The sequence below is a fragment of the Streptomyces sp. WM6386 genome (assembly GCF_000972385.1).
Taxonomy (GTDB): Bacteria; Actinomycetota; Actinomycetes; order Streptomycetales; family Streptomycetaceae; genus Streptomyces.
This window is the reverse complement of sequence record NZ_JXTE01000064.1, coordinates 20,079-40,618: the sequence shown is the minus strand read 5'-3', so window position 1 is coordinate 40,618 and position 20,540 is coordinate 20,079. Positions and strand designations below refer to the sequence as shown.

16 protein-coding genes are annotated in these 20,540 nt (G+C 69.6%); 8 read left to right on the top strand and 8 right to left on the bottom strand.

Annotated elements, in window-relative coordinates; translation table 11 throughout:
• The first annotated feature begins 6 nt into the window (after positions 1 to 6).
• Positions 7 to 924, top strand: a complete 918-nt coding sequence (locus TN53_RS31455) for a DUF3558 family protein (protein ID WP_046262133.1) — start codon at positions 7 to 9, stop codon at positions 922 to 924.
• Between the two features lie 92 nt (positions 925 to 1,016).
• Complete coding sequence (locus TN53_RS31450) at positions 1,017 to 2,273, top strand: DUF2637 domain-containing protein (RefSeq protein WP_095046829.1); 1,257 nt, start codon at positions 1,017 to 1,019, stop codon at positions 2,271 to 2,273.
• Positions 2,274 to 2,343: 70 nt separating this feature from the next.
• Here TN53_RS31450 and lysS read toward each other — a convergent pair whose 3' ends face one another.
• Positions 2,344 to 4,077 carry a lysine--tRNA ligase gene (gene lysS, locus TN53_RS31445; RefSeq protein ID WP_046262132.1) on the bottom strand — a complete coding sequence of 578 codons (1,734 nt, stop codon included), beginning with the start codon at positions 4,075 to 4,077 and terminating at the stop codon, positions 2,344 to 2,346.
• A gap of 290 nt (positions 4,078 to 4,367) precedes the next feature.
• On the opposite strand from lysS, the gene argS reads away from it, so the two are divergent.
• Positions 4,368 to 6,134, top strand: a complete 1,767-nt coding sequence (gene argS / locus TN53_RS31440; protein ID WP_046262131.1) for an arginine--tRNA ligase — start codon at positions 4,368 to 4,370, stop codon at positions 6,132 to 6,134.
• A gap of 29 nt (positions 6,135 to 6,163) precedes the next feature.
• Here argS and TN53_RS44270 read toward each other — a convergent pair whose 3' ends face one another.
• Both TN53_RS44270 and TN53_RS31430 read right to left on the bottom strand, forming a co-directional pair.
• Positions 6,164 to 8,050: a serine/threonine protein kinase gene (locus tag TN53_RS44270; RefSeq protein WP_052745341.1), complete on the bottom strand. Its 1,887-nt coding sequence runs from the start codon at positions 8,048 to 8,050 to the stop codon at positions 6,164 to 6,166.
• A 55-nt stretch (positions 8,051 to 8,105) separates the two neighbouring features.
• Complete coding sequence (locus tag TN53_RS31430) at positions 8,106 to 10,040, bottom strand: P-loop ATPase, Sll1717 family (RefSeq protein ID WP_046262130.1); 1,935 nt, start codon at positions 10,038 to 10,040, stop codon at positions 8,106 to 8,108.
• A 459-nt stretch (positions 10,041 to 10,499) separates the two neighbouring features.
• On the opposite strand from TN53_RS31430, the gene TN53_RS44265 reads away from it, so the two are divergent.
• Together TN53_RS44265 and TN53_RS31420 are read left to right on the top strand one after the other, a co-directional pair.
• Complete coding sequence (locus TN53_RS44265) at positions 10,500 to 12,572, top strand: choice-of-anchor P family protein (protein WP_052745340.1); 2,073 nt, start codon at positions 10,500 to 10,502, stop codon at positions 12,570 to 12,572.
• A gap of 17 nt (positions 12,573 to 12,589) precedes the next feature.
• Positions 12,590 to 14,014, top strand: a complete 1,425-nt coding sequence (locus TN53_RS31420) for a M23 family metallopeptidase (RefSeq protein WP_046262129.1) — start codon at positions 12,590 to 12,592, stop codon at positions 14,012 to 14,014.
• A gap of 7 nt (positions 14,015 to 14,021) precedes the next feature.
• On the opposite strand, the gene TN53_RS31415 is transcribed toward TN53_RS31420, so the two are convergent.
• A complete protein-coding gene (locus TN53_RS31415) occupies positions 14,022 to 14,444 on the bottom strand; it encodes an ATP-binding protein (RefSeq protein ID WP_046262151.1) in 423 nt (140 codons plus the stop codon).
• Positions 14,445 to 14,557: 113 nt separating this feature from the next.
• On the opposite strand from TN53_RS31415, the gene TN53_RS31410 reads away from it, so the two are divergent.
• Together TN53_RS31410 and TN53_RS31405 are read left to right on the top strand one after the other, a co-directional pair.
• Positions 14,558 to 15,385 (top strand): helix-turn-helix domain-containing protein, encoded by an 828-nt coding sequence (locus tag TN53_RS31410; protein ID WP_046262128.1) that lies wholly within the window; start codon positions 14,558 to 14,560, stop codon positions 15,383 to 15,385.
• Complete coding sequence (locus TN53_RS31405; RefSeq protein ID WP_046262127.1) at positions 15,382 to 15,621, top strand: DUF397 domain-containing protein; 240 nt, start codon at positions 15,382 to 15,384, stop codon at positions 15,619 to 15,621. Before TN53_RS31410 ends, TN53_RS31405 begins: the two co-directional genes overlap by 4 nt.
• On the opposite strand, the gene TN53_RS31400 is transcribed toward TN53_RS31405, so the two are convergent.
• A complete protein-coding gene (locus tag TN53_RS31400; RefSeq protein WP_046262126.1) occupies positions 15,618 to 16,595 on the bottom strand; it encodes a hypothetical protein in 978 nt (325 codons plus the stop codon). The genes TN53_RS31405 and TN53_RS31400 overlap by 4 nt on opposite strands.
• On the bottom strand, positions 16,595 to 17,203 hold the full coding sequence (locus tag TN53_RS31395) for an RNA polymerase sigma factor (RefSeq protein ID WP_234441740.1): 609 nt from the start codon (positions 17,201 to 17,203) through the stop codon (positions 16,595 to 16,597). The genes TN53_RS31400 and TN53_RS31395 overlap by 1 nt, the downstream gene beginning before the upstream one ends.
• Before the next feature lie 362 nt (positions 17,204 to 17,565).
• Here TN53_RS31395 and TN53_RS31390 point away from each other — a divergent pair, with 362 nt between their 5' ends.
• Complete coding sequence (locus TN53_RS31390) at positions 17,566 to 18,339, top strand: DUF4253 domain-containing protein (protein ID WP_046262125.1); 774 nt, start codon at positions 17,566 to 17,568, stop codon at positions 18,337 to 18,339.
• On the opposite strand, the gene TN53_RS31385 is transcribed toward TN53_RS31390, so the two are convergent.
• Complete coding sequence (locus TN53_RS31385; protein WP_046262124.1) at positions 18,309 to 19,157, bottom strand: arylamine N-acetyltransferase family protein; 849 nt, start codon at positions 19,155 to 19,157, stop codon at positions 18,309 to 18,311. The two genes, TN53_RS31390 and TN53_RS31385, sit on opposite strands and share 31 nt — an antisense overlap.
• A 70-nt stretch (positions 19,158 to 19,227) precedes the next feature.
• Entirely contained in the window at positions 19,228 to 20,427 is a 1,200-nt protein-coding gene (locus TN53_RS31380; protein ID WP_046262149.1) for a PLP-dependent aminotransferase family protein, read from the bottom strand.
• Positions 20,428 to 20,540: the final 113 nt, after the last annotated feature.

Here is a 20,540-nt window from a genome sequence, read left to right as displayed (position 1 = left end):
AGCGTCATGAGTGAAGGAACCATGCAGCGAGCAGCACAGCGAGACCAGGGTGAGCTGGGGGTCCCTCCCGCGCCTTTCGGGCAGCGGGGGAGAGTGAGGCGCCTGAGCCGGGTACTTCTCGGCGCGGCGGCAGTCCCGGTGATGCTGGTGGCGGCCGGCTGTTCCTCGGACTCCGGCTCGGACGACGCCGGCGGCAAGGAATCCGGTGCCAGTGCCTCCGCGTCCGTGAGCGCGTCGCCGACGGTGCAGGCGGCGACGTATGCCTCGCTCCCCGACCCGTGCGACACCCTGTCCAAGGACACGTTGGGCGATCTCGTACCGAAGGCGCCGAAGTCCGGCAAGCAGGGCAAGTCGGATGATGTGGCGACGCGGGGCAGTTGCTCCTGGTCGAGCCTGGACAACAACGGTGTCAAGGGCTCCCAGTTCCGCTGGCTGAACGTCTCGTTGCTCCGTTTCGACTCGGATGTCACGCGCGGCGAGGGCGACAAGCTGGCGCAGGAGTACTTCGACAAGCAGGTCCAGGACGCTCAGTCGGTGGACGGCGCGAAGAACGCCAAGACGGCGCCGGTCACCGGTACGGGCGAGGCGGCGACGCTGGTGACGTACGACCTGAAGAAAAAGGAAGGCTCCTTCAAGCAGCAGACGCTGGTCACGCGCGTCGAGAACGTCGTCGTGACCGTCGACTACAACGGGGCGGGTCTGGCGGGCGAGAAGACGCCGAGCGCGGACAGCCTGGCCAAGCTGGTGAAGAAGGCGGCCAAGGAGGCGGTGGCCGCGGTGACGAAGGCGAACTCGGGCGGCGGCACGGGTACGGGGGGCGCGGCGAGCCCGTCCCCGTCGGCATCCAAGTCCGCGTCCAAGTCCCCCTCGACGTCCACGTCGAAGTCCGCATCTCCGTCCAAGTCGACTGCGAAGAAGAGCTGAACAAGGGCTGACGGTCCCTACCGGCCACCCGTGCGCCACACACATGTGCCACTCTGTTGCGCGCAACAACACGCAAGGGGAGGGGATTACGGGTGGCCGCACCAGTGCAGTTGACCCGGACGCACCGCGTTCTCATCGGCGTCGTCGTGTTCGGCGCCGTGATCATCGCAGGTATCGGCTTCGCGGGGTCGTACGCGGCCGTCCGTGAACTCGCCCTCCAAAAGGGCTTCGGGAACTTCAGTTACGTCTTCCCGGTCGGCATCGACGCGGGCATCTGTGTCCTGCTGTCCCTGGATCTCCTCCTGACGTGGATCCGCATCCCGTTCCCGCTGCTGCGGCAGACGGCGTGGCTCCTGACGGCGGCGACGATCGCCTTCAACGGCGCGGCCGCCTGGCCGGATCCGCTCGGCGTCGGCATGCACGCGGTGATCCCGATCCTGTTCGTGGTCTCGGTGGAGGCCGCCCGGCACGCGATCGGCCGTATCGCGGACATCACGGCCGACAAGCACATGGAGGGTGTCCGCCTCACGCGCTGGCTCCTCTCCCCGCTGCCGACGTTCCTGCTGTGGCGCCGCATGAAGCTCTGGGAGCTGCGCTCCTACGAGCAGGTGATCAAGCTGGAGCAGGAGCGCCTGGTCTATCAGGCGAGGCTGCGGTCCCGCTTCGGCCGTGCCTGGCGGCGGAAGGCTCCGGTGGAGTCCCTGATGCCGCTGAGGCTCGCGCGGTACGGGGTCCCGCTAGCGGAGACGGCTCCGGCGGGCCTGGCGGCGGCGGGCATCGAGCCCGCGCTGCTCCCCCCGGCGCCGGTACCGAGGTCGGCACCGCAGGTGGAGGCGCCGGTGCAGCAGCGGGCCGTGGAGGCGGCGTCCGTCCCGCAGCAGGCGGTGGCTCCCACCGAGGAGCAGTACGAGCCGGTGCCGGAAGAGAGCCCCTGGTTCGCTCCGCCCCAGCAGATCGAGTACCAGGGCGACTACGACCCGGCGTACGACCCGGACCAGTACGCCCAGTGGTACGCGGAGCAGCAGCAGGCCGAGCAGTACCAGCAACAGCAGCGGCCGGTTCACGAGGAGCCCTCTTCGGAGGAGACCGGCAGCTTCCCCATCCCGGTGGGCCCCAGCCGCACCCGGGAACTCGGTGAGGGCGGCGGCAGTCCCGAGCCGGACGAGGAGTCGTACTACCAGGTCTTCAAGAAGTCGATAAGCGGCAGCGGCTACCCGACTCCGCGTGAGTTCAGCGAGAACGTCGAGGCCGAGTTCAGCATCGTGCTCCCGCCGGACGAGTCCAAGCGCATGGTCAACCGCTTCACGAACCGCTACAACGCGGAACTGGAAGAGGACCACATCGCGTGACCACGATCGCGTACGACGATGGGGGCGCCCGGTGAACCACCGGGCGCCCCCATCGTCGTAGAACCGGCCGCTACGCCCCGAGCAGGGTCCGCACCCGCTCCTGGCCCACGGCCAGCAGCAGCGTGGGCAGTCGCGGACCGGTGTCACGGCCCACCAGCAGGTGGTAGAGCAGCGCGAAGAACGTCCGCTGGGCGGTCTTGATCTCCGCCGGCAGCTCCTTGGGCGTCGCGTCCGCGGGGAACCCGGCCTGCACCTTGGGCACGCCGTAGACGAGGTGGGTCAGCCCGTCGAGCGACCAGTGCTCGGCGAGCCCGTCGGCCAGCAGTCTCAGGGACTCCGTGGAAGCCTCGTCGAGGGACTTCAGGAGTTCGGTGTCCGGCTCGTCCCGCACGATGGTCCGCTGGTCGGCGGGAACGTGCGTGTTGATCCAGGCCTCGGCCTTGTCGTAGCGCGGCCGGGCCTCGTCCAGCGAGCCCAGCGGGTTGGAGGGGTCGAGCTCGGACAGGATCCGCAGCGCCTGGTCCGCGTGCCCGGCGGTGATGTCCGCGACGGACGCGAGGGTCCGGTACGGCAGGGGCCGCGCCGTGCGGGGCAGCTCGCCGCCGGCCGTGCGCACCGCACGCGTGTGTGCGGCGATGTCGGCGGGGAGGGCGGAGCCGTCCGCGACCTTGGCGTCCAGCTTGTCCCACTCGTCGTAGAGCCGCTGGATCTCCTGGTCGAAGGCGATCTTGAAGGACTGGTTGGGGCGGCGCCGGGCGTAGAGCCAGCGCAGCAGCTGCGGCTCCATGATCTGGAGCGCGTCACCGGGCGTGGGCACGCCGCCCTTGGACGACGACATCTTCGCCATCCCGGAGATACCCACGAAGGCGTACATGGGCCCGATGGGCTGCTGCCCGCCGAAGATCCCGACGATCTGCCCGCCGACCTGGAAGGAGGATCCCGGAGACGAGTGGTCGACACCGCTCGGCTCGAAGACGACACCCTCGTACGCCCACCGCATCGGCCAGTCGACCTTCCAGACCAGCTTGCCGCGGTTGAACTCGTTGAGCCGCACGGTCTCGGAGAAGCCGCAGACGTCGCAGGTGTACGTCAGCTCGGTGCTGTCGTCGTCGTACGCGGTGACGGTCGTCAGGTCCTTCTCGCAGTTGCCGCAGTACGGCTTGTACGGGAAGTACCCGGCGCTGCCGGAGGAGCCGTCGTCCTCGTCCGCGGCGCCGGAACCCTCCGCGGCCTCCAGCTCGGCCTCGTCGAGGGGCTTCTGCTGCTGCTTCTTCGGGGGCGCCTTCTTGGTCCGGTACTGGTCGAGGATGGCGTCGATGTCACCGCGGTGCTTCATGGCGTGCAGGATCTGCTCGCGGTACACCCCGGAGGTGTACTGCGCGGTCTGGCTGATCCCGTCGAATGCCACACCCAGCTCGGCGAGCGCCTCGACCATGGCGGCCTTGAAGTGCTCGGCCCAGTTCGGGTACGACGATCCCTTCGGCGCGGGCACGGAGGTCAGCGGCTTGCCGATGTGCTCGGCCCAGGACTCGTCGACGCCCGCGATGCCGGCCGGCACCTTGCGGTAACGGTCGTAGTCGTCCCAGGAGATGAGGTGGCGGACCTGGAGCCCCCGGCGCCGGATCTCGTCGGCGACCAGGTGCGGGGTCATGACCTCACGCAGGTTCCCGAGGTGGATCGGCCCCGAGGGGGACAGCCCGGACGCGACGACGACCGGTTTGCCCGGGGCCCGACGCTCCGACTCCTCGATGACCTCATCCGCGAAACGGGAGACCCAGTCGGTGGTCTCGGTGCTCTGAGCCACGGGGCACGTCCTTCTTTCTCTCCTGAAGCAGCCGGTACGGTCTACGGCTGGCGCGATCCATTGTCCCAGTTAGGCGGGCGAGCGCGAAAACGCCTTTACGCGACCACCCCCGACAGGCGGCGCAGCCGCCTGCCCAGGGGCGCGGGGGAACTGCGCGACAAGCCCCCACCGCCCCCCACCCGGCAATGCACCGCCCTCCCCCCGAGCTCATAGCCGCAAAATCCGCTTTACCCCCCGTGGGATACTGGCCACGTCTGAAACAACCCCACGAGGAGAACGGCTCCCACCCCATGACCTCGGTCACGTCGCTCACCGACCAAGTCCACCAGCGCCTCACCGACGCCCTCACTTCCGCTCTCCCGGAAACCGACGGAGTCGACCCGCTGCTGCGACGTAGCGACAGGGCCGACTACCAGGCCAACGGGATCCTGGCCCTCGCGAAGAAGGCCAAGGCGAACCCCCGCGAGCTGGCCACGCAGGTCGTCGCACAGGTCGAGTCCGGCGACGTGATCAAGGACATCGAGGTCTCCGGCCCCGGCTTCCTCAACATCACGATCTCCGACAAGGCGATCATCGAGAACCTCGCCGAGCGCTACGCCGACCCCGCCCGCCTGGGCGTCCCGCCGAAGAAGAACCCCGGCATCACCGTCGTCGACTACGCCCAGCCCAACGTCGCCAAGGAAATGCACGTCGGCCACCTCCGCTCCGCGGTCATCGGCGACGCCCTGCGCGGCATGCTCGACTTCACCGGCGAACAGACGATCGGCCGCCACCACATCGGCGACTGGGGCACCCAGTTCGGCATGCTCATCCAGTACCTGGTCGAGAACCCGGGCGAGCTTGCCCCGCCCGAGGACGTCGACGGCGAGCAGGCCATGTCGAACCTGAACCGGGTCTACAAGGCGTCGCGCGCGGTCTTCGACGCGGACGAGGAGTTCAAGGAGCGTGCCCGCAAGCGGGTCGTGGCCCTCCAGTCCGGCGACAAGGAGACCCTCGAACTGTGGCAGCAGTTCGTCGACGAGTCGAAGGTCTACTTCTACTCCGTCTTCGAGAAGCTGGACATGGAGATCCGCGACGAGGAGATCGTCGGCGAGTCCGCGTACAACGAGGGCATGCCCGAGACCGCCCGTCTCCTGGAGGAGATGGGCGTCGCGGTCCGCTCCGAGGGCGCCCTGGTCGTGTTCTTCGACGAGATCCGCGGCAAGGACGACCAGCCGGTGCCGCTGATCGTGCAGAAGGCGGACGGCGGCTTCGGCTACGCGGCCTCCGACCTGACGGCGATCCGCGACCGTGTCGTCGGCCTGGACGCGACGACGCTGCTGTACGTCGTCGACGTACGCCAGTCGCTGCACTTCAAGATGGTCTTCGAGACGGCCCGCCGCGCCGGCTGGCTGGGCGACGACGTCACCGCGCACAACATGGGCTACGGCACGGTGCTGGGCGCGGACGGTAAGCCGTTCAAGACGCGTGAGGGCGAGACGGTGAAGCTGGAGGACCTCCTCGACGAGGCCGTCGAGCGGGCCACGGCCGTCGTGCGCGAGAAGGCCGAGAAGGTGGGCCTGACCGAGGAGGAGATCGTCGAGAACGGCCGGTACGTCGGGATCGGCGCCGTGAAGTACGCGGACCTGTCGACGTCGCCGAGCCGTGACTACAAGTTCGACCTGGACCAGATGGTCTCGCTGAACGGCGACACGTCGGTCTACCTCCAGTACGCGTACGCCCGTATCAAGTCGATCCTGCGCAAGGCCGACGGCAAGCGGCCGACCGCCCACCCGGAGCTGGAACTCGCCCCGGCGGAGCGGGCGTTGGGCCTGCACCTGGACGCGTTCGGCGACCTCCTCGCGGAGGCCACGGCGGAGTACGCCCCGCACAAGCTGACGGCGTACCTGTACCAGCTGGCGTCGCTCTTCACGACGTTCTACGACCAGTGCCCGGTCATCAAGCCCGAGCCGCCGAAGGACATCGCGGAGAACCGCCTGTTCCTGTGCGACCTGACCGCCCGCACCCTCCACCAGGGCATGGCCCTGCTGGGCATCAGGACGCCCGAGAAGCTCTAAAGTCTCTAAGCCGGTCCGTCGGTCGGCCGTCAGCCGCTGGAGGGCTCCGGGGGTGTGTACTTCAGGAGCTCTTCCAGCGTGGCGACCAGCGCCCAGAGGTACTCGCACTCCTCCGCGAGCTGCTGGATGCGCTGGTCGACCTGCTCGCTGTCGTAGCCTTCCTTCACCACCTGAAATGGGTCGGACGGAGCAGGGCACGGCATCGGCGTCGCCAGGCTCAGGTGTTTCAGGTCGGTCCAGGTCTTGGCAGCGGCGATACGTCTCAAGGCGAGTTCGCGCTCCAGGACCAGGAGCCCCGGAGAGCTCTGTCCGTTCGTCGCCCCCAGATACACGAGCTGCTGTTCGATCACAGAGAGGCGGACCGCTGCCGCGTTCCGCCGTTCCTCCAGTTTGCCGATGAACTCGTTGACGGGGGCGCGCTCGTAGCCCCGTCGCGTCTCGCGAAAACTGACCGAAGGGCTCAGTGGGGTGGCCCCTACCCCAGGTGCCCGCGCCGACCCGTCGAGGTGCGGGATGGCCCGCCAACCCAGGAGTCGTTGACGCAACGGATGATCGTGCCAGTCGGCGACGGTACGGCGGTAGGCAGCGGCCTCGATGCGGCGGGCCTTCTCCCCGGCCTCCTCGACGATCCGCGCGGACTCGGCCTTGGCATCGGCGAGTTGCTTGTCGGCGTCTTCCTTTGCCGTCCGCGAGAGGTGCGCGTTGCGCGCGTCGCCGACCTTCTTCGCCCTGGCGGCGTCGCCCCTGGCCTGTTCGGTGATCCTTTCCGCCTCCACGCGGGCGCCGTGCAGGGTCTGCTCGGCGTGGGACCGTGACTCGTCCAGCAGCCGGTGGGCTTGGTCAGATGTCCGCTTCGCCGTTGCCGCGACCTCCCTGAGCTGTGCGTCGACAGCCTGGCGGCGTCTTTCCAGGTCACCCTCCAGACTCGCTTGCCGCCGCGCGGCATTCTTGTCCGCGTCTTCCACGAGGCGATGCGCCTTCATCCGTGCCGTTCTCAGAAGCAGTCCGGACAAGGAGGCTCCGTGACCGAGCTGGGCGACGTCCATGGTGTCACCGTAGGGTGACGCCATGTCATGGTCGAAAAGGATCGCCACCAGGGCCTCGCGAACGACCGTGGCGTTGACTGGCCGGTCCTCGGGGCACTTTTCGAGCAGGCGGATGACGAGGTCGTCCAAGGCAGGTGGAAGCCCCTCAACATGTTTACTCAGCGGGACAGGGGCTTCGTACTTGTGCCTGTGGACGATGGACGCCTGGCTGCCGCCGAAGGGCGGCGTCCCGGTCACCGCGTGGTAGAGGAAGCAGCCCAAGGAGTACAGGTCGCTGCGACCATCGATCGTCTCGGCGGCGTCGATCTGTTCGGGAGACATGTATTCCACGGAGCCGAGCATCGTGCCGGCGGTCAGTTTGCGGGCGCCGATGGTGTCGCCGAGGAACTTCGCGACCCCGAAGTCCAGGACTTTCACCGTCCCGTCGTCCGTGAGCACCGCGTTTCCCGGCTTGATGTCCCGGTGAACCACGCCCCGGTCATGCGCTGCGTGCAGCGCATGAGCGATCTGCGCTGCCCACCCGACGGCGTGCGACCAGGGTAGGGGGGTTGGCTCCGCCAGCCGTTTGTCGAGGGCGATCCCGTCGACACGCTCCATCACGATGTAGAGGGTCTGGTTGCCGCCGACCGAGACCTCTCCCCAGTCATGGAAGGTCACGATGTTCTGATGGTTCAGGCGCGCCGCCAGCTGCACCTCGCGCTCGAACCTGGCTCGCGCCCCGGCCTCGTCCGCGGGGTGCTGCGGGTGCATGACCTTGACCGCGACGTTCCGCCGCATCCGCATATCCACGGCGGCCCAGACTCGACCCATGCCACCGGAACCCAACTCGCCAGTGATCTGAAACCGATCGGCGAGCACCTCGTTCAGCACCGGATTCCTCCCCGTCGGCTTCCTGCCCGGTAACTCCCTTACCAGTATGGCGAATTCAGTGTCCCGACGAGTCACCCGAGCTGCCGTACGCCCCACCCACCGAGCGTCGCAGCCGCCGAGCCTCCTCGTCGATGCGGCGCACGATGTCGCCGATGCCGGTGGCCTCCTCCAGTCCACTGTCACGGAGTTGGGCCGCAAGGGTGGTGAGGTAGTGGGCGATGGTGAGGAGGTAGTCATCCACGTCGATGCCGACGGAGGCGGCGGCCCCGGGGGGAATGCGGTTGACGTCGTCCAGCAGGCGGTTGATCTGGAGCATGATCTCGTCCCCGACGTCCGGCGCCAGCCCCACCGCCCGGCCGACCTGGGCCTGGATCGAGTGTAAGGAGCGTGTGAGCTGGATGAGCAGACGGTCGTCGCGGTTGAGGGAGGAGGAGCCCGAGGCGCTGGGACTGAAGTTGCCGGAGACGATCCGCGTCTCCACGAACTGGGGCTCGAAGCGCCGTAGATCGAAGGCGCTGGTGGCACCGAGCGCCACCCGGAAACAGGGATGGATCTGGAACTCCGCCTCGTGCGGCTGGACCGACAGCGCGTCGTCGCCCGCGTACACCACTTCGCTTCCGCGTCGCACCCCGAGGAAGCCGACGCCGTAGAGCACGTCGATGATCCCGGAGGGCGTGAGCGCGTCGGCGTACTCCCCGAAGGTCTGGTGGAGTGTCCCGGCGGCCGCCTCGAAGCGTCGGGTGAATACGGCGCGGGTGACGACGTATCCGGTGTTCTGGAAGAGCGGGTACAGGTTGCGGAGGAAGGGGTGTGCGATCAGGTACTCCGAGGCCAGATCGTTGAGCTTCCACTGCGAGAACTGCCGGGCCGCCAGTTCCACGTCCGCTTCGGTGATCCGGTCCCGCTCATGCTCCAGCCAGGCCTTCTGCTGGCAGATGTTGAGGAACTGGATGGCGTCGCGCGGCCGGGGCAAACAGCGGCGGAAGATGTAGCTGGTGATCTCCTCGTCGCCCACGGTCTCCGGGAACAGTTCCTTCCACAGCCGCTCCTCGCTCAGCTGCTCCCCGACGGAGGCCTGCGCCCGCACGAATGCGAGGTCCTTCAAGGCCTGTTCGGTCCAGGTGATCCGCAGTTCGTCCCCGTGGAACTTGTCACCCTCCCCGAAGGACAGCGAGTCGTAGATGTCGGCGCGCAGGAACAGCAGGAACCGTACCGACCGGCCGTACCGACTCGCCGCGTGCTTCGCCGCCAGCAGCAGCCCGATCACCATGGAGTTGCTGTCCGGCTCGGCGGACCACACCTGCTCCAGCTGGTCGACCATGAGCAGCAGGGGAGCATGGACGCCACCGTCGCAGCCCAGGTCACCGAAAGCCTTCGCCACCCCCTGCTCGACGACCTCCAGCTGCCGTAGCGCTCGGGCGCCTTCGGAGGGGGAATGCGCGAGATCCATACTCGCCCTGACGCCGAGCGCCTCCAGCGAGAGGGAGGTCTGCAACCCTCGCGCGCCTTGTGCCAGCCGTTCTCCCAGCCGGCCGCCACCGGGCGTCTCGTCCGGCGACTCACCGTTCTGCTTGAGGAACCGCCCGAGCGCCCTCACCGAGCCGAGCCGGTGTCCGTCGTGCGCACCCTTGGCGTGCGCCACGATGTGCCGGGCCGCGTGCACCGCGAAGACGTACCGCCAGATCAGCGCCTTGGCGGAGTCCCCGGGCAGCCCCTGCAGCTCGAACCGCCGGATCTCCTCGCCCGCCGCCTCGTCCGGGGTGATCAGGATCCTGCCGCCGTCGTGCCCGCCGTCCGCCATCAACCGCATGCAGACGGCGCTCTTCCCGGATCCCTTGCGGCCGATGATCAGCATCTTCTGCCCGCTCCGCGCACCCCGGTAGGCGGCGTTCCGCCGGAAGACGCCGCGCAGCAACAGTCCTTCCGTCACGTCCCGTTCGGCATCCTCACGCCCGAAGTGGAGCCGCCCCAGCTCTGGCACGTCGGTCATCCCATCCCCCTTTGGTGTCACCGGTCACGCTGTCAACAGCGTAACGGCGGGCCTGAGTCGGGACCGGCGGTCATCCTCGGACTCACACGAGTCGGCGGAACACCGGGCCCGCTGCCGGAATATCCCCTACCGTGGTCCGCATCCGGACAAGTCCCGCCGTACCCCGGCATGTGAAGACCTCGTGCACCCGCGCCCCACCAGCCCCCGCGGGCCCCGGACAGGACCCGGCACTTCACCAACCCCCCACACCACGCTTCGCACACATCAAGTCGGCGCTCCCAGCCGCCTCTCGCTTTTACCCGGCCGTAACAACGTCCTGTTCGGCCACCCCCGTCGTTGACCGATGTACAACAACCCCGTCACGCTCCCCCTGGTCACTCCGAGTCGCATCGGCCCGGATGAGCCGGTGCCGCAACCACGGGGGAAGTCATCAAAATTCACCGCAGATCATTACGTTCGGTGCGCGGGGCGCTGCTGGCGTTCACCGCCGCCACCACACTCACCGTCACCGCGCTGGTCGACCCGGCTCAAGCCGCAGAGGCGTCGGACACGGCCCAGGTGACCTACCAGGGCCGCACGTTCTCCGTCCCCGCGACCTGGGACGTCATCGATCTCGCCAAGAACCCGGACACCTGCGTCCGCTACGACCGCCACGCCGTGTACCTCGGCAAACCGGCGGCGGATGCCCAACAGAGCTGCCCGGCCGATGTGTTGGGCCGTACGGAGGCGCTCGTACTGGAGCCGGACAAGGGCTCCGCAACGGCACAGGTCTCGGAGAACAGCACCTCGCGCACATACTGGGCGACGGCCGACGGCATCGCCGTCACCGCGTCCTACGGCGAGAACCGGGACGAGATCAAGAAGATCCTCGCCAGTGCGGGCCTCCCGGCCGACAAGGCGACCCCGGCCGCGACGCCTGCGGCCACAGCAGCGGCACGGCCGTCGATCCGGGCCGTTCCCGCGGACGCCACGTCCTACCAGGGCAAGGGCTTCGACCGCTGCGCCGCACCGCCGACCGCCACGATGAACGCCTGGAAGGCGGCCTCGCCGTACGGCGCCATCGGCTTCTACATGGGCGGGGTCAACGCGGGCTGCAAGGACCAGGCCAGTGCCGAGTGGGTGCAGACCCAGTACGACAACGGCTGGCGCTTCATCCCGATCTACGTCGGCCCGCAGGCCGAGGCGGGCTCGGGCAGCTGCACGGGCGACTGTGTGGCGATCACCGACCCGGTGCCGGAAGGTGCGTCATCGGCCCGGGACGCGGTCGCGCAGGCGCAGAACTACGGCCTCCCGGCGGGCTCGGTCCTCTACTACAACATGGAGCACTACGACTCCGGCCGCGAGAAGGTCCTGGCCTTCCTCCAGTCCTGGACCACCACGATCCACGAGCTGGGCTACCGCTCGGGCGCCTACGGCAGCGCGGGCTCGCTCGTCGAGGACCTGGTGGCGGCGAACGGCGGCGGCTACACCCAGCCGGACGTCATCAACTTCGCCCGCTGGGACGAGGAGGAGACGACCGAGGACCGGGCGATCCCGGCCGACATGTGGGCGAACCACCAGCGGGTCAAGCAGTACGACGGCCCGACCGAGGACGACCCCAACGAGGAGACCTACGGCGGTATCACCCTCGACCTCGACAATGACCTCCTCGACGTCGGTGAGGGTTCGACCCAGCCCCCGGTCCAGAAGGACACGACCCTGACCTACACCGGTCCGGCCACCGTCTCCAACGGCTCCCCGGCGGCCCTGGCCGCGACCCTGGCGGAGAAGGACGGCGGCGCCCCGGTCGCCGACCGCGAGGTCACCCTCACCCTCGGCCCGACGGACGCCCTGCAGACCTGCGCGGCGAACACGGACGCGGCGGGCAAGGCGACCTGCACGATCGACAAGGTGGCTCAGCCACTCACCGGCTCAGCCACCGTGCCACTCAAGGCGACCTTCGCCGGCGACGAGGCCTACAAGGCCTCCGAGGCCACGGCCGAGCTCAAGCTCCAGTACGTCACCGGCCGCGCCTACGGCCTCTCCGCCCAGATCCCGGTCCTGGCCCTGCCGATCGGCATCGCCCCCACCCCGGACACCGGCGTGGTCCGCGCGGCGGACGCCAAGACGGTCGCCCCGCCCTGCGCGGCACCCATCAACCTGCTGGTCCTGTCCGCCGACACCCTCTGCGCGAAGGTGGAGACGAAGACCGGACCGAGCGGCTCCACCTCGACCGCGACCGTGGAGAACGCCAGGATCGGCCTGCCCGGCCTGCCCGTGGTCGCCCTCTCCGGCGTGACGGCGACCTCGACCAGCAGCTGCACGGCCACCACCGGCAGCACGGACCTGTCGCTGACGGTCGCGGGCACACCGGTCGAGATCGGTGACGTACCGAACTATTCGATCGACCTCGGCCCGGCCGCCAAGCTCGTGCTCAACGAGCAGATCAGGACGGCTAACGGCCTGACGGTCAACGCGGCCCATCTGACGGCGGCGGGCGGCGTGGACGTGGTCATCGCGTCGAGCGCCACGGACGCCTACAACTGCACGTGAATCGGGGGAAGTTCAGAATGCGCATCAAGAGACGCGGAACCTTTCTCACGGGCCTGCTCACGACACTGGCCCTCGCCCTGACGGCCCCGGCGACGGGGACGGCAAGCGCGGCCGACGAGCCCGGCACGCTCGCCAAGCCCGCCTTCCTGGCCCCCTTCGAGTGCGACTCGGTCTGGACGTACTCCACCTACCCGGACCACGGGAACGTCCTGGACTTCGTCAAGGCGGAGGGCGCCAGCGCCGGCGCCCCCGTGCTCGCCTCGGCCGCGGGCACCGCCACCCGCCACAACCAGCCCGGGGGCGGCGGCCAGTACATCCGGATCACCCACGCCGACGGCTGGACCACCGAGTACATGCACCTCGCCACCTACGAGGTCGCGGACGGCGCCCAGGTCGCCCAGGGCACCGTGATCGGCACGGTCGGCAGCACCGGCAACACCACCGGCCCGCACCTGCACTACGAGCAGGAACTGAACGGCGTACACCAGGACATCGAGCTGGAGGGCAACGTCCTCTCCCCCTACCCGTCCGAGTACGGCGAGAAGTTCATCACCAGCACCAACGGCTGCGACGGCGACCCGGGCGACCCCGATCCCCCCGTCCTGAAGGACACGGCCCTCGCCTACGACGGTCCCGCCACGGTCTCCAACGGCTCCCCGGCGCCCCTGTCGGCGAAGCTCACCGAGAAGGAGGGCGGCGCCCCGGTCGCCGACCGGGAGGTCACCCTCACCCTGGGCACGGACCAGACCTGCAAGGCGAAGACCGACGCGGCGGGCAAGGCGGCCTGCACCATCGCGGCAGTGGCTCAGCCACTGACCGACTCAGCCACCGTGCCACTCAAGGCGACCTTCGCGGGCGACGAGGCGTACAAGCCCTCGGAGGCCACGGCCGAGCTGAAACTCCAGTACGTCACGGGCCGGTCGTACGGCCTCTCCGCCACGGTCCCCGTCCTGGTGCTGCCGATCGTGATCGCACCGACCCCGGACACGGGCGAGGTCCGCACGGCCGACGCCAAGGCGGTGGCCCCCGCCTGCACACAGAACATCAGCGCGGTGGTCCTGACGGCGGACGCCCTGTGCGCCAACGTCACGACGACGACCGGCCCGAGCACCTCGACGGCCAAGTCCACGCTGACCAAGCTCAGTCTGGGCCTGCCCGGCCTCCCCGTCATCGAGGCGACCGGCATCACCGCAACCTCGACGAGCACCTGCACGGCAAGCACCGGCACCACGGATCTCAAACTCACCATCGCGGGTACACCGGTCACCGTCCCGGACATCCCCGACTACGCGATCGACCTCGGCGCCGGAGCCAAGGTCGTCGTGAACGAGCAGACGCGCACGGCGACCGGCCTCACGGTCAACGCCCTCCACATCAGCGGCCTCGGCGGCGCGGACGTGGTGGTCGCGTCGAGCACGAGCGCGGCGCACAACTGCACATAGCCAGAAGCTAGTTGATCGCACAGGCCCCGGCAGGGTGGACGAACTCGCACCACACCACCTTGCCGGGGTCGCGCTGTCCCACCCCCCACTTGTCCGCGAGCGCGGCGACGAGCAACAACCCACGCCCACCCTCGTCGGCCTCCTCCGCGACACACGGCTCACCACCCCCGCTGTCATGCACCTCCACCCGCAGTACGGCCCCGTCGTACCGCACCCGCAGCAGGAACCCCCGCCCCGGCGGCGCCCCGTGCACGAGCGCGTTGGTCGCCAACTCGCTCACACACAGCGACACATCATCGGCCCGCTCCCACGCCGAGATCCCCCAGTGGACGAGGGACCACCGCGCGAACCGCCTGGCGGCGCCCACGGAACGGCGGTCGCGCCGATAGAACTGGTCGCGCTGGAAGGCGAGTTGGCTTTGCTCATTCACGGTACGAATGTCGCGCAGAGTCACTAGCGTTGATCAGCGAGTGAACCCGTACGGATTCTTTGTACGGGCGCAGACCCGGTGACGTACGCGGGACCTGGGGGATTGAGAGCAGCATGAGCGCGAAGAAGCCACCGCGGCCGAAAAACCTGACCTCGATGAAGATGCTGGGCAAGCAACTGGGGGCTGCCCGACGCGCCGCGGGTTACACCCAGAGTGCGCTGGCCGCCCTCGTCCAGGTCGACGAGGAGACGATCGCCTCGATCGAGCAGGGCAGAAGGGCGCTGAAACCGGACCTGGCCGCCCTGTTGGACGAGATCCTCCAGACCAAGGGAATGCTGTCGGTCGGGGTGGCGAACCTGCCGGAGATCGACCAGTTCCCCATGTGGGCGGAGCTGTATATGGAGCATGAGCGGGAGGCGATCGCGCTGTCCCTCTATGCCAACCAGGTGCTGCCGGGCCTGCTTCAGACGCGGGCGTACGCGGAAGTCGTACTCCGAGAGCGAGTCCCGGCATACGAAGAGGAAGAGATCGAGCCGAAGACGGCGGCACGGATGGAGCGGCAGGAGATCTTGCATCGCAAGAGCCCACCCACGCTCAGCTTCGTCATCTGGGAGCCCGTGCTGCTCCTGGGCATCGGGGGCCGGGAAGTCCGCGCGGAACAGCTTCGCCATCTACGCGCCTGCGCCGAACTCCCCTGCGTATCGCTCCAGTTCTTGCCCGCAGCCAGCCTCTCTCACGCAGGGCTGGCAGGCCCCTTCATCCTCCTGGAGACGCCCGACCACCAGCACTTGGCCTACATCGAGGGGCAACGCGGCAGCCAGTGGGTTTCCGACGCAGATGAGGTGTCCAGGCTTGCGCGCAAGTATGCGATGCTGCGAGCCCAGGCCCTATCCCCCTTGGAGTCGAAAGGCCTGCTGGACCGTCTGCTAGGAGAGCAATGAGCACCGAGGCACTTCAGTGGTTCAAGTCGACGTACAGCAGCGACGAGGGCGGCGAATGCCTCGAAGTCGCTTACGCCTGGCAGAAGTCCAGCTACAGCAGCAGCGAAGGCGGCGCGTGCGTCGAGATCGCCACCTGCCCCCACACCATCCACATCCGCGACTCCAAGACCCCCACCGGCCCGACCCTCCAGGTCACCGCCACGGCCTGGTCGGCATTCATCGCGACCACCGCCTAGACCCGAACCCCCGCCCCAGGCCTGCTCGTTCCCTTCGGCCTCCGACCGAGCACATACACCCGGGAGTACGGCGAGGTCTCCTCGGACCTGTTCCGCAGCGCCTCGATGTCCGTGCCGGGCGGCCACCGGGTGCCCGCGTCGGACCACTGGATGCCGTTGAGCCCGGGGTCGTTCGGGTTCACGCCGGTGAGGTCCGCGTCGGTGAAGTCGTCCAGCGTGCCGTCGAGCAGCGCGGTGACGAGACCGTCCGCCGTCGGGAGGCGGAGACGGTGGCCGGCTTCGAGGGCGAGGCTGCCGGCGAGCGGGCGTGCCACGAGGTCGATGCCACGGAGGCGGTCGGGGTCCCGGGCGCGGGCGGCTGCGTCGAGGGTGTCGGTGAGGGCGTGGGCGCTGTCGCCGGGGTGGTGGGCCGCTCCGAGGTCGTGTTCGAAGGTGCGGGCGAAGACCGCGGCGAGGTTGAGGGCGGCGGCGAGGGTCAGGGCGGGCGGTTCCGCCAGCGCGAACCTGCGGGCGCGGGCGTAGTCCCGGGCGAGGTCCGCGAAGCGCTGGGTGTGCGGGGCGGGGAAGCCCTCGCCGGTCCCCAGTCGCTTCTCCTCCCGGACGAGGTCGTCGAGCAGTTCCAGGGCCCGGACCAGGAGTTCGCCGCTGACGCAGGCGGCGATCGCGGGATCCTTTCGCGCGGCCAGCCGCTGTTGCACCGGGAGGGCGCGCAGGGCCTCGGCGACATCGGCCTCCGACTTCCACGCGCGGTCTGCGGAGTCCGTCGTAGCGGAGTCGGAGTCCGCCGCGTCCTCGGCATGGAGGATGCTCGCCAGCCCGCCCTCGACGTCCAGCACCAGCCCCAGACCACGGACCACGTCCTCATGCCCTCCGGCCTGCTCGCGCACCTCACGCAGCCCGGCGTCGGGGTCGAGGAACCGGGAGAGGCCCAGGCGGAACTCCTCGTGCTCGTGGGAGAGCCACTCGTCGGCCATCAGTCCTCCTCCCGCCGCGCGAGGTGCTGGGCGACGGCCTTGCGCGCCTTGAACAGGTTCGACCGTACCGCCGCGCCCTCGATCCCGATCAGCTTGGCGATCTCGGCCGGTTTCCACCCGTCGAGCATGAGGGCCAGCACCTGCCGTTGGCGTGCGGGCAGGCCCCGTAGCACCCGGACGATCTCGTGTTCCTGTAACCAGGACTCGGTCGCCTCGGGGCGGCGCAGCAGGGTCGTGGACTCGGGTACTTCCTCGACGGGTTCCTCCACGCGCGTGGCGTGGCGGACGAACTCCCGGTAGGCGACCGTGTAGGCCCAGCTCTTGTGGGACCTGATCTCGTGCCATGACCGGTAGGCCCTGACCATGGTGTCCTGCACGAATTCCCCGGCCCGGTCCACGGGGGCGCCCTGGTAGACGAGGTACGCGGTCAGCCTGGGCACGTAGGCGCGGTAGAAGTGGCTGAACGTCTCCTCGTCCTCGGGAGACAGGCCGTACGACGGTTGCGTGACCCCTTCGGCCGGAGCGCCCTTCTCGGGGACGCCGTCCGCGGCGCCGCCGACCGGCAGCGGCTCCCTGGAATCGTCCTCCCGCGGGCCCGGCTCCGTCACGCCGTCTCCCTCCCGTCCGGGGCGCACTGGCAACGCGCCGCCCGTTCGCGCTCCCGACGCTCGGCCCACCGTAGCCTCAACTCCTGGCGGATCAGGGTGACTACGTGAATTCCCAGCCCCACCAGTGCGGCGACGACCGACGCCGCACCCGGGCCCACCCGGCGCCCCCGTCCTCCGGGGGGACCGGCGCCCGAGGATTGGCAGATCTGTCCCACGCCTTGACTGCAAAACCGCAGGTGGCGTCCTCCTCGCGTGGGACAGATCTGCCAATCCTTCCCGTCCCCATGGCCACCGGCGGCCGCTCCGTCCGACGGTGCCGGGGGCTGGGCCCGTTGTCAGTGGGTGCGTCTACAGTCGTCGGCATGGCAACGCTTCCCAACCCGCTGCCGAGGCTGGCCTCCCTCGGCCTCGGCCTTCCGCCGGGCAAGCTGATCGACACGACGGACGAGGGTCCGTGGCACGAGCCGCTGCTCTGGCTGGCCGACGACCGGGCGACCCCGGCCGGCTGGGCCGCCCTCCAGCGGGCGCCCCGCGCGCTCGGCCTGCTCCCGGTGGTCCTGGACGTCGGCGGGGGTCACGGCGGCCCGGAGGACTGGGAGTTGGCGCCGGCCGACGTGTCGTACCCCGGTGATCACGACGCGGAGGAGGTCCTGGCCGACTTCTGGGAGGAGTGCTGCGCGCAGGAGGCCGGCGACTGGCCGGGCCTGGCGGAGGCAACCGCCGCCGCGGCCGACCCGGACGCGGTGGCCACCGACATCGCCAGTGGCCTCCTCTCAGCCGGCGGTCCCCTCAAGGAGCCCCGCCTGGCCCTGGTCCCGGCCCGCCGCAGCGCCGACATCCCGACGGCGCTCGGCTGGATGGGCGCGGTGAACCACGGCGACGACACGGCCCGCCTCAGCGCGGTGCTCCGCTCCTGGGAGGACCGCTTCGGCATACGGGTCGTGGCGCTCGGCTTCGACCACCTCCGGGTCTCCGTGGCGGCGCCGCCCACGACACTCGCCGAGGCGCAGGCCCTGGCCTCCGAACACTTCGCGTTCTGCCCGGACAACCTCTGGCAGGGCAGCGACACCATCCTGGAGGCCTACGCCGAACGCCAGTTGCTCGATCAGCCGGTCTGGTCCTTCTGGTGGGACTGAGGGACGTCGATCCCGAACTCCTCGTCCAGCAGCCGTGAGACCTCCTCCTCGGAGACCTCCCGCTTGCTGACCGTGCCGTCGGGGGAGGTCACCGTCAACTCCTGGCCGAGCAGCAGGACATGCTGGTCGCCGCTGAGCCGCTGCACGAACCGGCGCTGGACGAAGGGGGAGCGGGGGTGCGTGGCGACGTACCAGTTGGCCACCTCGAAGTCGGGCCGCTCGGCGGGGTCCAGCGTGAAGTTGTACTGCCGCCGCCAGCCGTCGCCCCATGCCGAACCCGGCACATAGGTCTCCAGGACCCACAGGTCCAGGGGCCCCGGGTGGGTCACCCGCACCAGCCGGTGGCGGCGCCCCGCGCCCTCGAACTCGACGCCGGCCACCAGCGGCACCGGCTCCAGCAGCGCGCCGATCGCCGCGAAGCCGACGTCGGCGAGATAGGGCCGGGTCTCCCCCGGCACCTCCACCAGCAGGGTCATATGGGTGCGCGGACGGCCCGAGCTCTCCGACCCGTCCGCACCCACCATCACCCGCGCCGCCAGCCTGGTCACCCCGAAGCCCAGCGCCTCCAGGGCGTGCAGGAACAGGATGTTGTGCTCGTAGCAGTAGCCCCCGCGCCGGCTGCGGACCAGCTTGTCCAGCAGATCACCGACGGCGAGTGAGGGAGCCGTGCGGCTCATGGCGTCGAGGTTCTCGTAAGGGATGCCGCGCGAGTGCGCGAGATGCACAGCCCGCAGGGTCTCCACGTCGGCGACCCGCTCCCCTTCCCACCCGATCCGGCCGAGATACGCGTCGAGGTCGAACTCCACTGTGTCGGACATGCCTCAACCCTAGGCACACCCTCAAGTCCCGTCGGCAGCCCTCAGCCGCAACCGCACCACTCCTTGAGACCTAGGCCCCAAGCCCCACACCCATCCTCCGCAGCCCCTCCCGGATCCGCTCCGGCGTCTCCGTCACGAAGCACAGCCGCAGCGTCGCCCGGTCGGCCTGCCCCGCGTGGAAGGGCGCCCCCGGCACATAGGCCACGTCATGCCGTACGACCTGGGGCAACAGGGCGGTCGTGTCGTAGTCCGAAGGCAGCCGCGCCCAGAGGAACATGCCGCCCTCGGGCCGATTCCAGGACGCCCCCTCCGGCAGGGCCTCGGCCAGCCCGGCCAGCATCGCGTCCCGCCGCTCCCCGTACACGGCCGCGACCCGAGCCACATGCGCGTCGAGATCCCGCTCCTCCAGATACCGGGCCGCGGCAAGCTGGTTGACGGTCGGAGTATGCAGATCGGCGGCCTGCTTGGCCACGACACAGGCCCGCCGCAGCTCACTGGGCGCCCGCAACCACCCCAGCCGCAGACCGGGGGCCATCACCTTGGAGAAGGAGCAGAGCAGCACGGTCCGGTCCTCGGCCCCCGGATACGAGGCGATCCAGGGCAGCCGCTCCCCCTCGAACCGCAGCTCCCCGTACGGATCGTCCTCGACGATCCACACCCCGCACCGCCCCGCCACCTCGGCCACACCGGCCCGCCGCTCGGCCGACATGGTCCGACCGCTGGGATTCTGGAAAGTGGGGACGGTGTAGAACAGCTTGGGCCGCTCCCGCACCACCAGCTCCGCCAGGGCATCCACATCCGGCCCCTGCGCGTCCCCCGGCACGGCGAGGACCCGCGCCCCCGCCAGCCCGAAGACCTGAAGTGCCGCCAGATAGCAGGGATCCTCGACGAGGACGGTGTCACCGGGTTCGACGAGCGCGGCGGCGACCAACGACAGGCCCTGCTGCGACCCGGTGGTGACAAGAAGCTCCTCGGCGCCGGTGGCCAGCCCCCGCACCGCCGTCCGCCGCGCCAGCAACTCCCGCAGCCGCGGCTCCCCTTCGGTCGTCGAGTACTGCAGGGCCTGCCCCGGCACCTCCTCCAGTACATGCCGGAACGCCGCCGCGACGCCCTCCCGGTCGAACAGCCCGGGCGCGGGCAGCCCCCCGGCGAAGTTGACGACCTCGGGCCGCGCGGTGACGGCAAGGATCTCCCGTACCGCCGACCCGCCGGTCGACCGGACGCGCGAGGCGAGCGAAGGCGGGGCGGCGAAGGTGCTCGTAAGGGTCATGCCGAGCACCCTAGAGATATAGGTGCCGCCTACAAACAGCTTTCCAGGATCCGGGATCAGCCCTTACGCCCGACCCCCGCGTGCACATTGATGTCCCGCACCACACCCCCGGG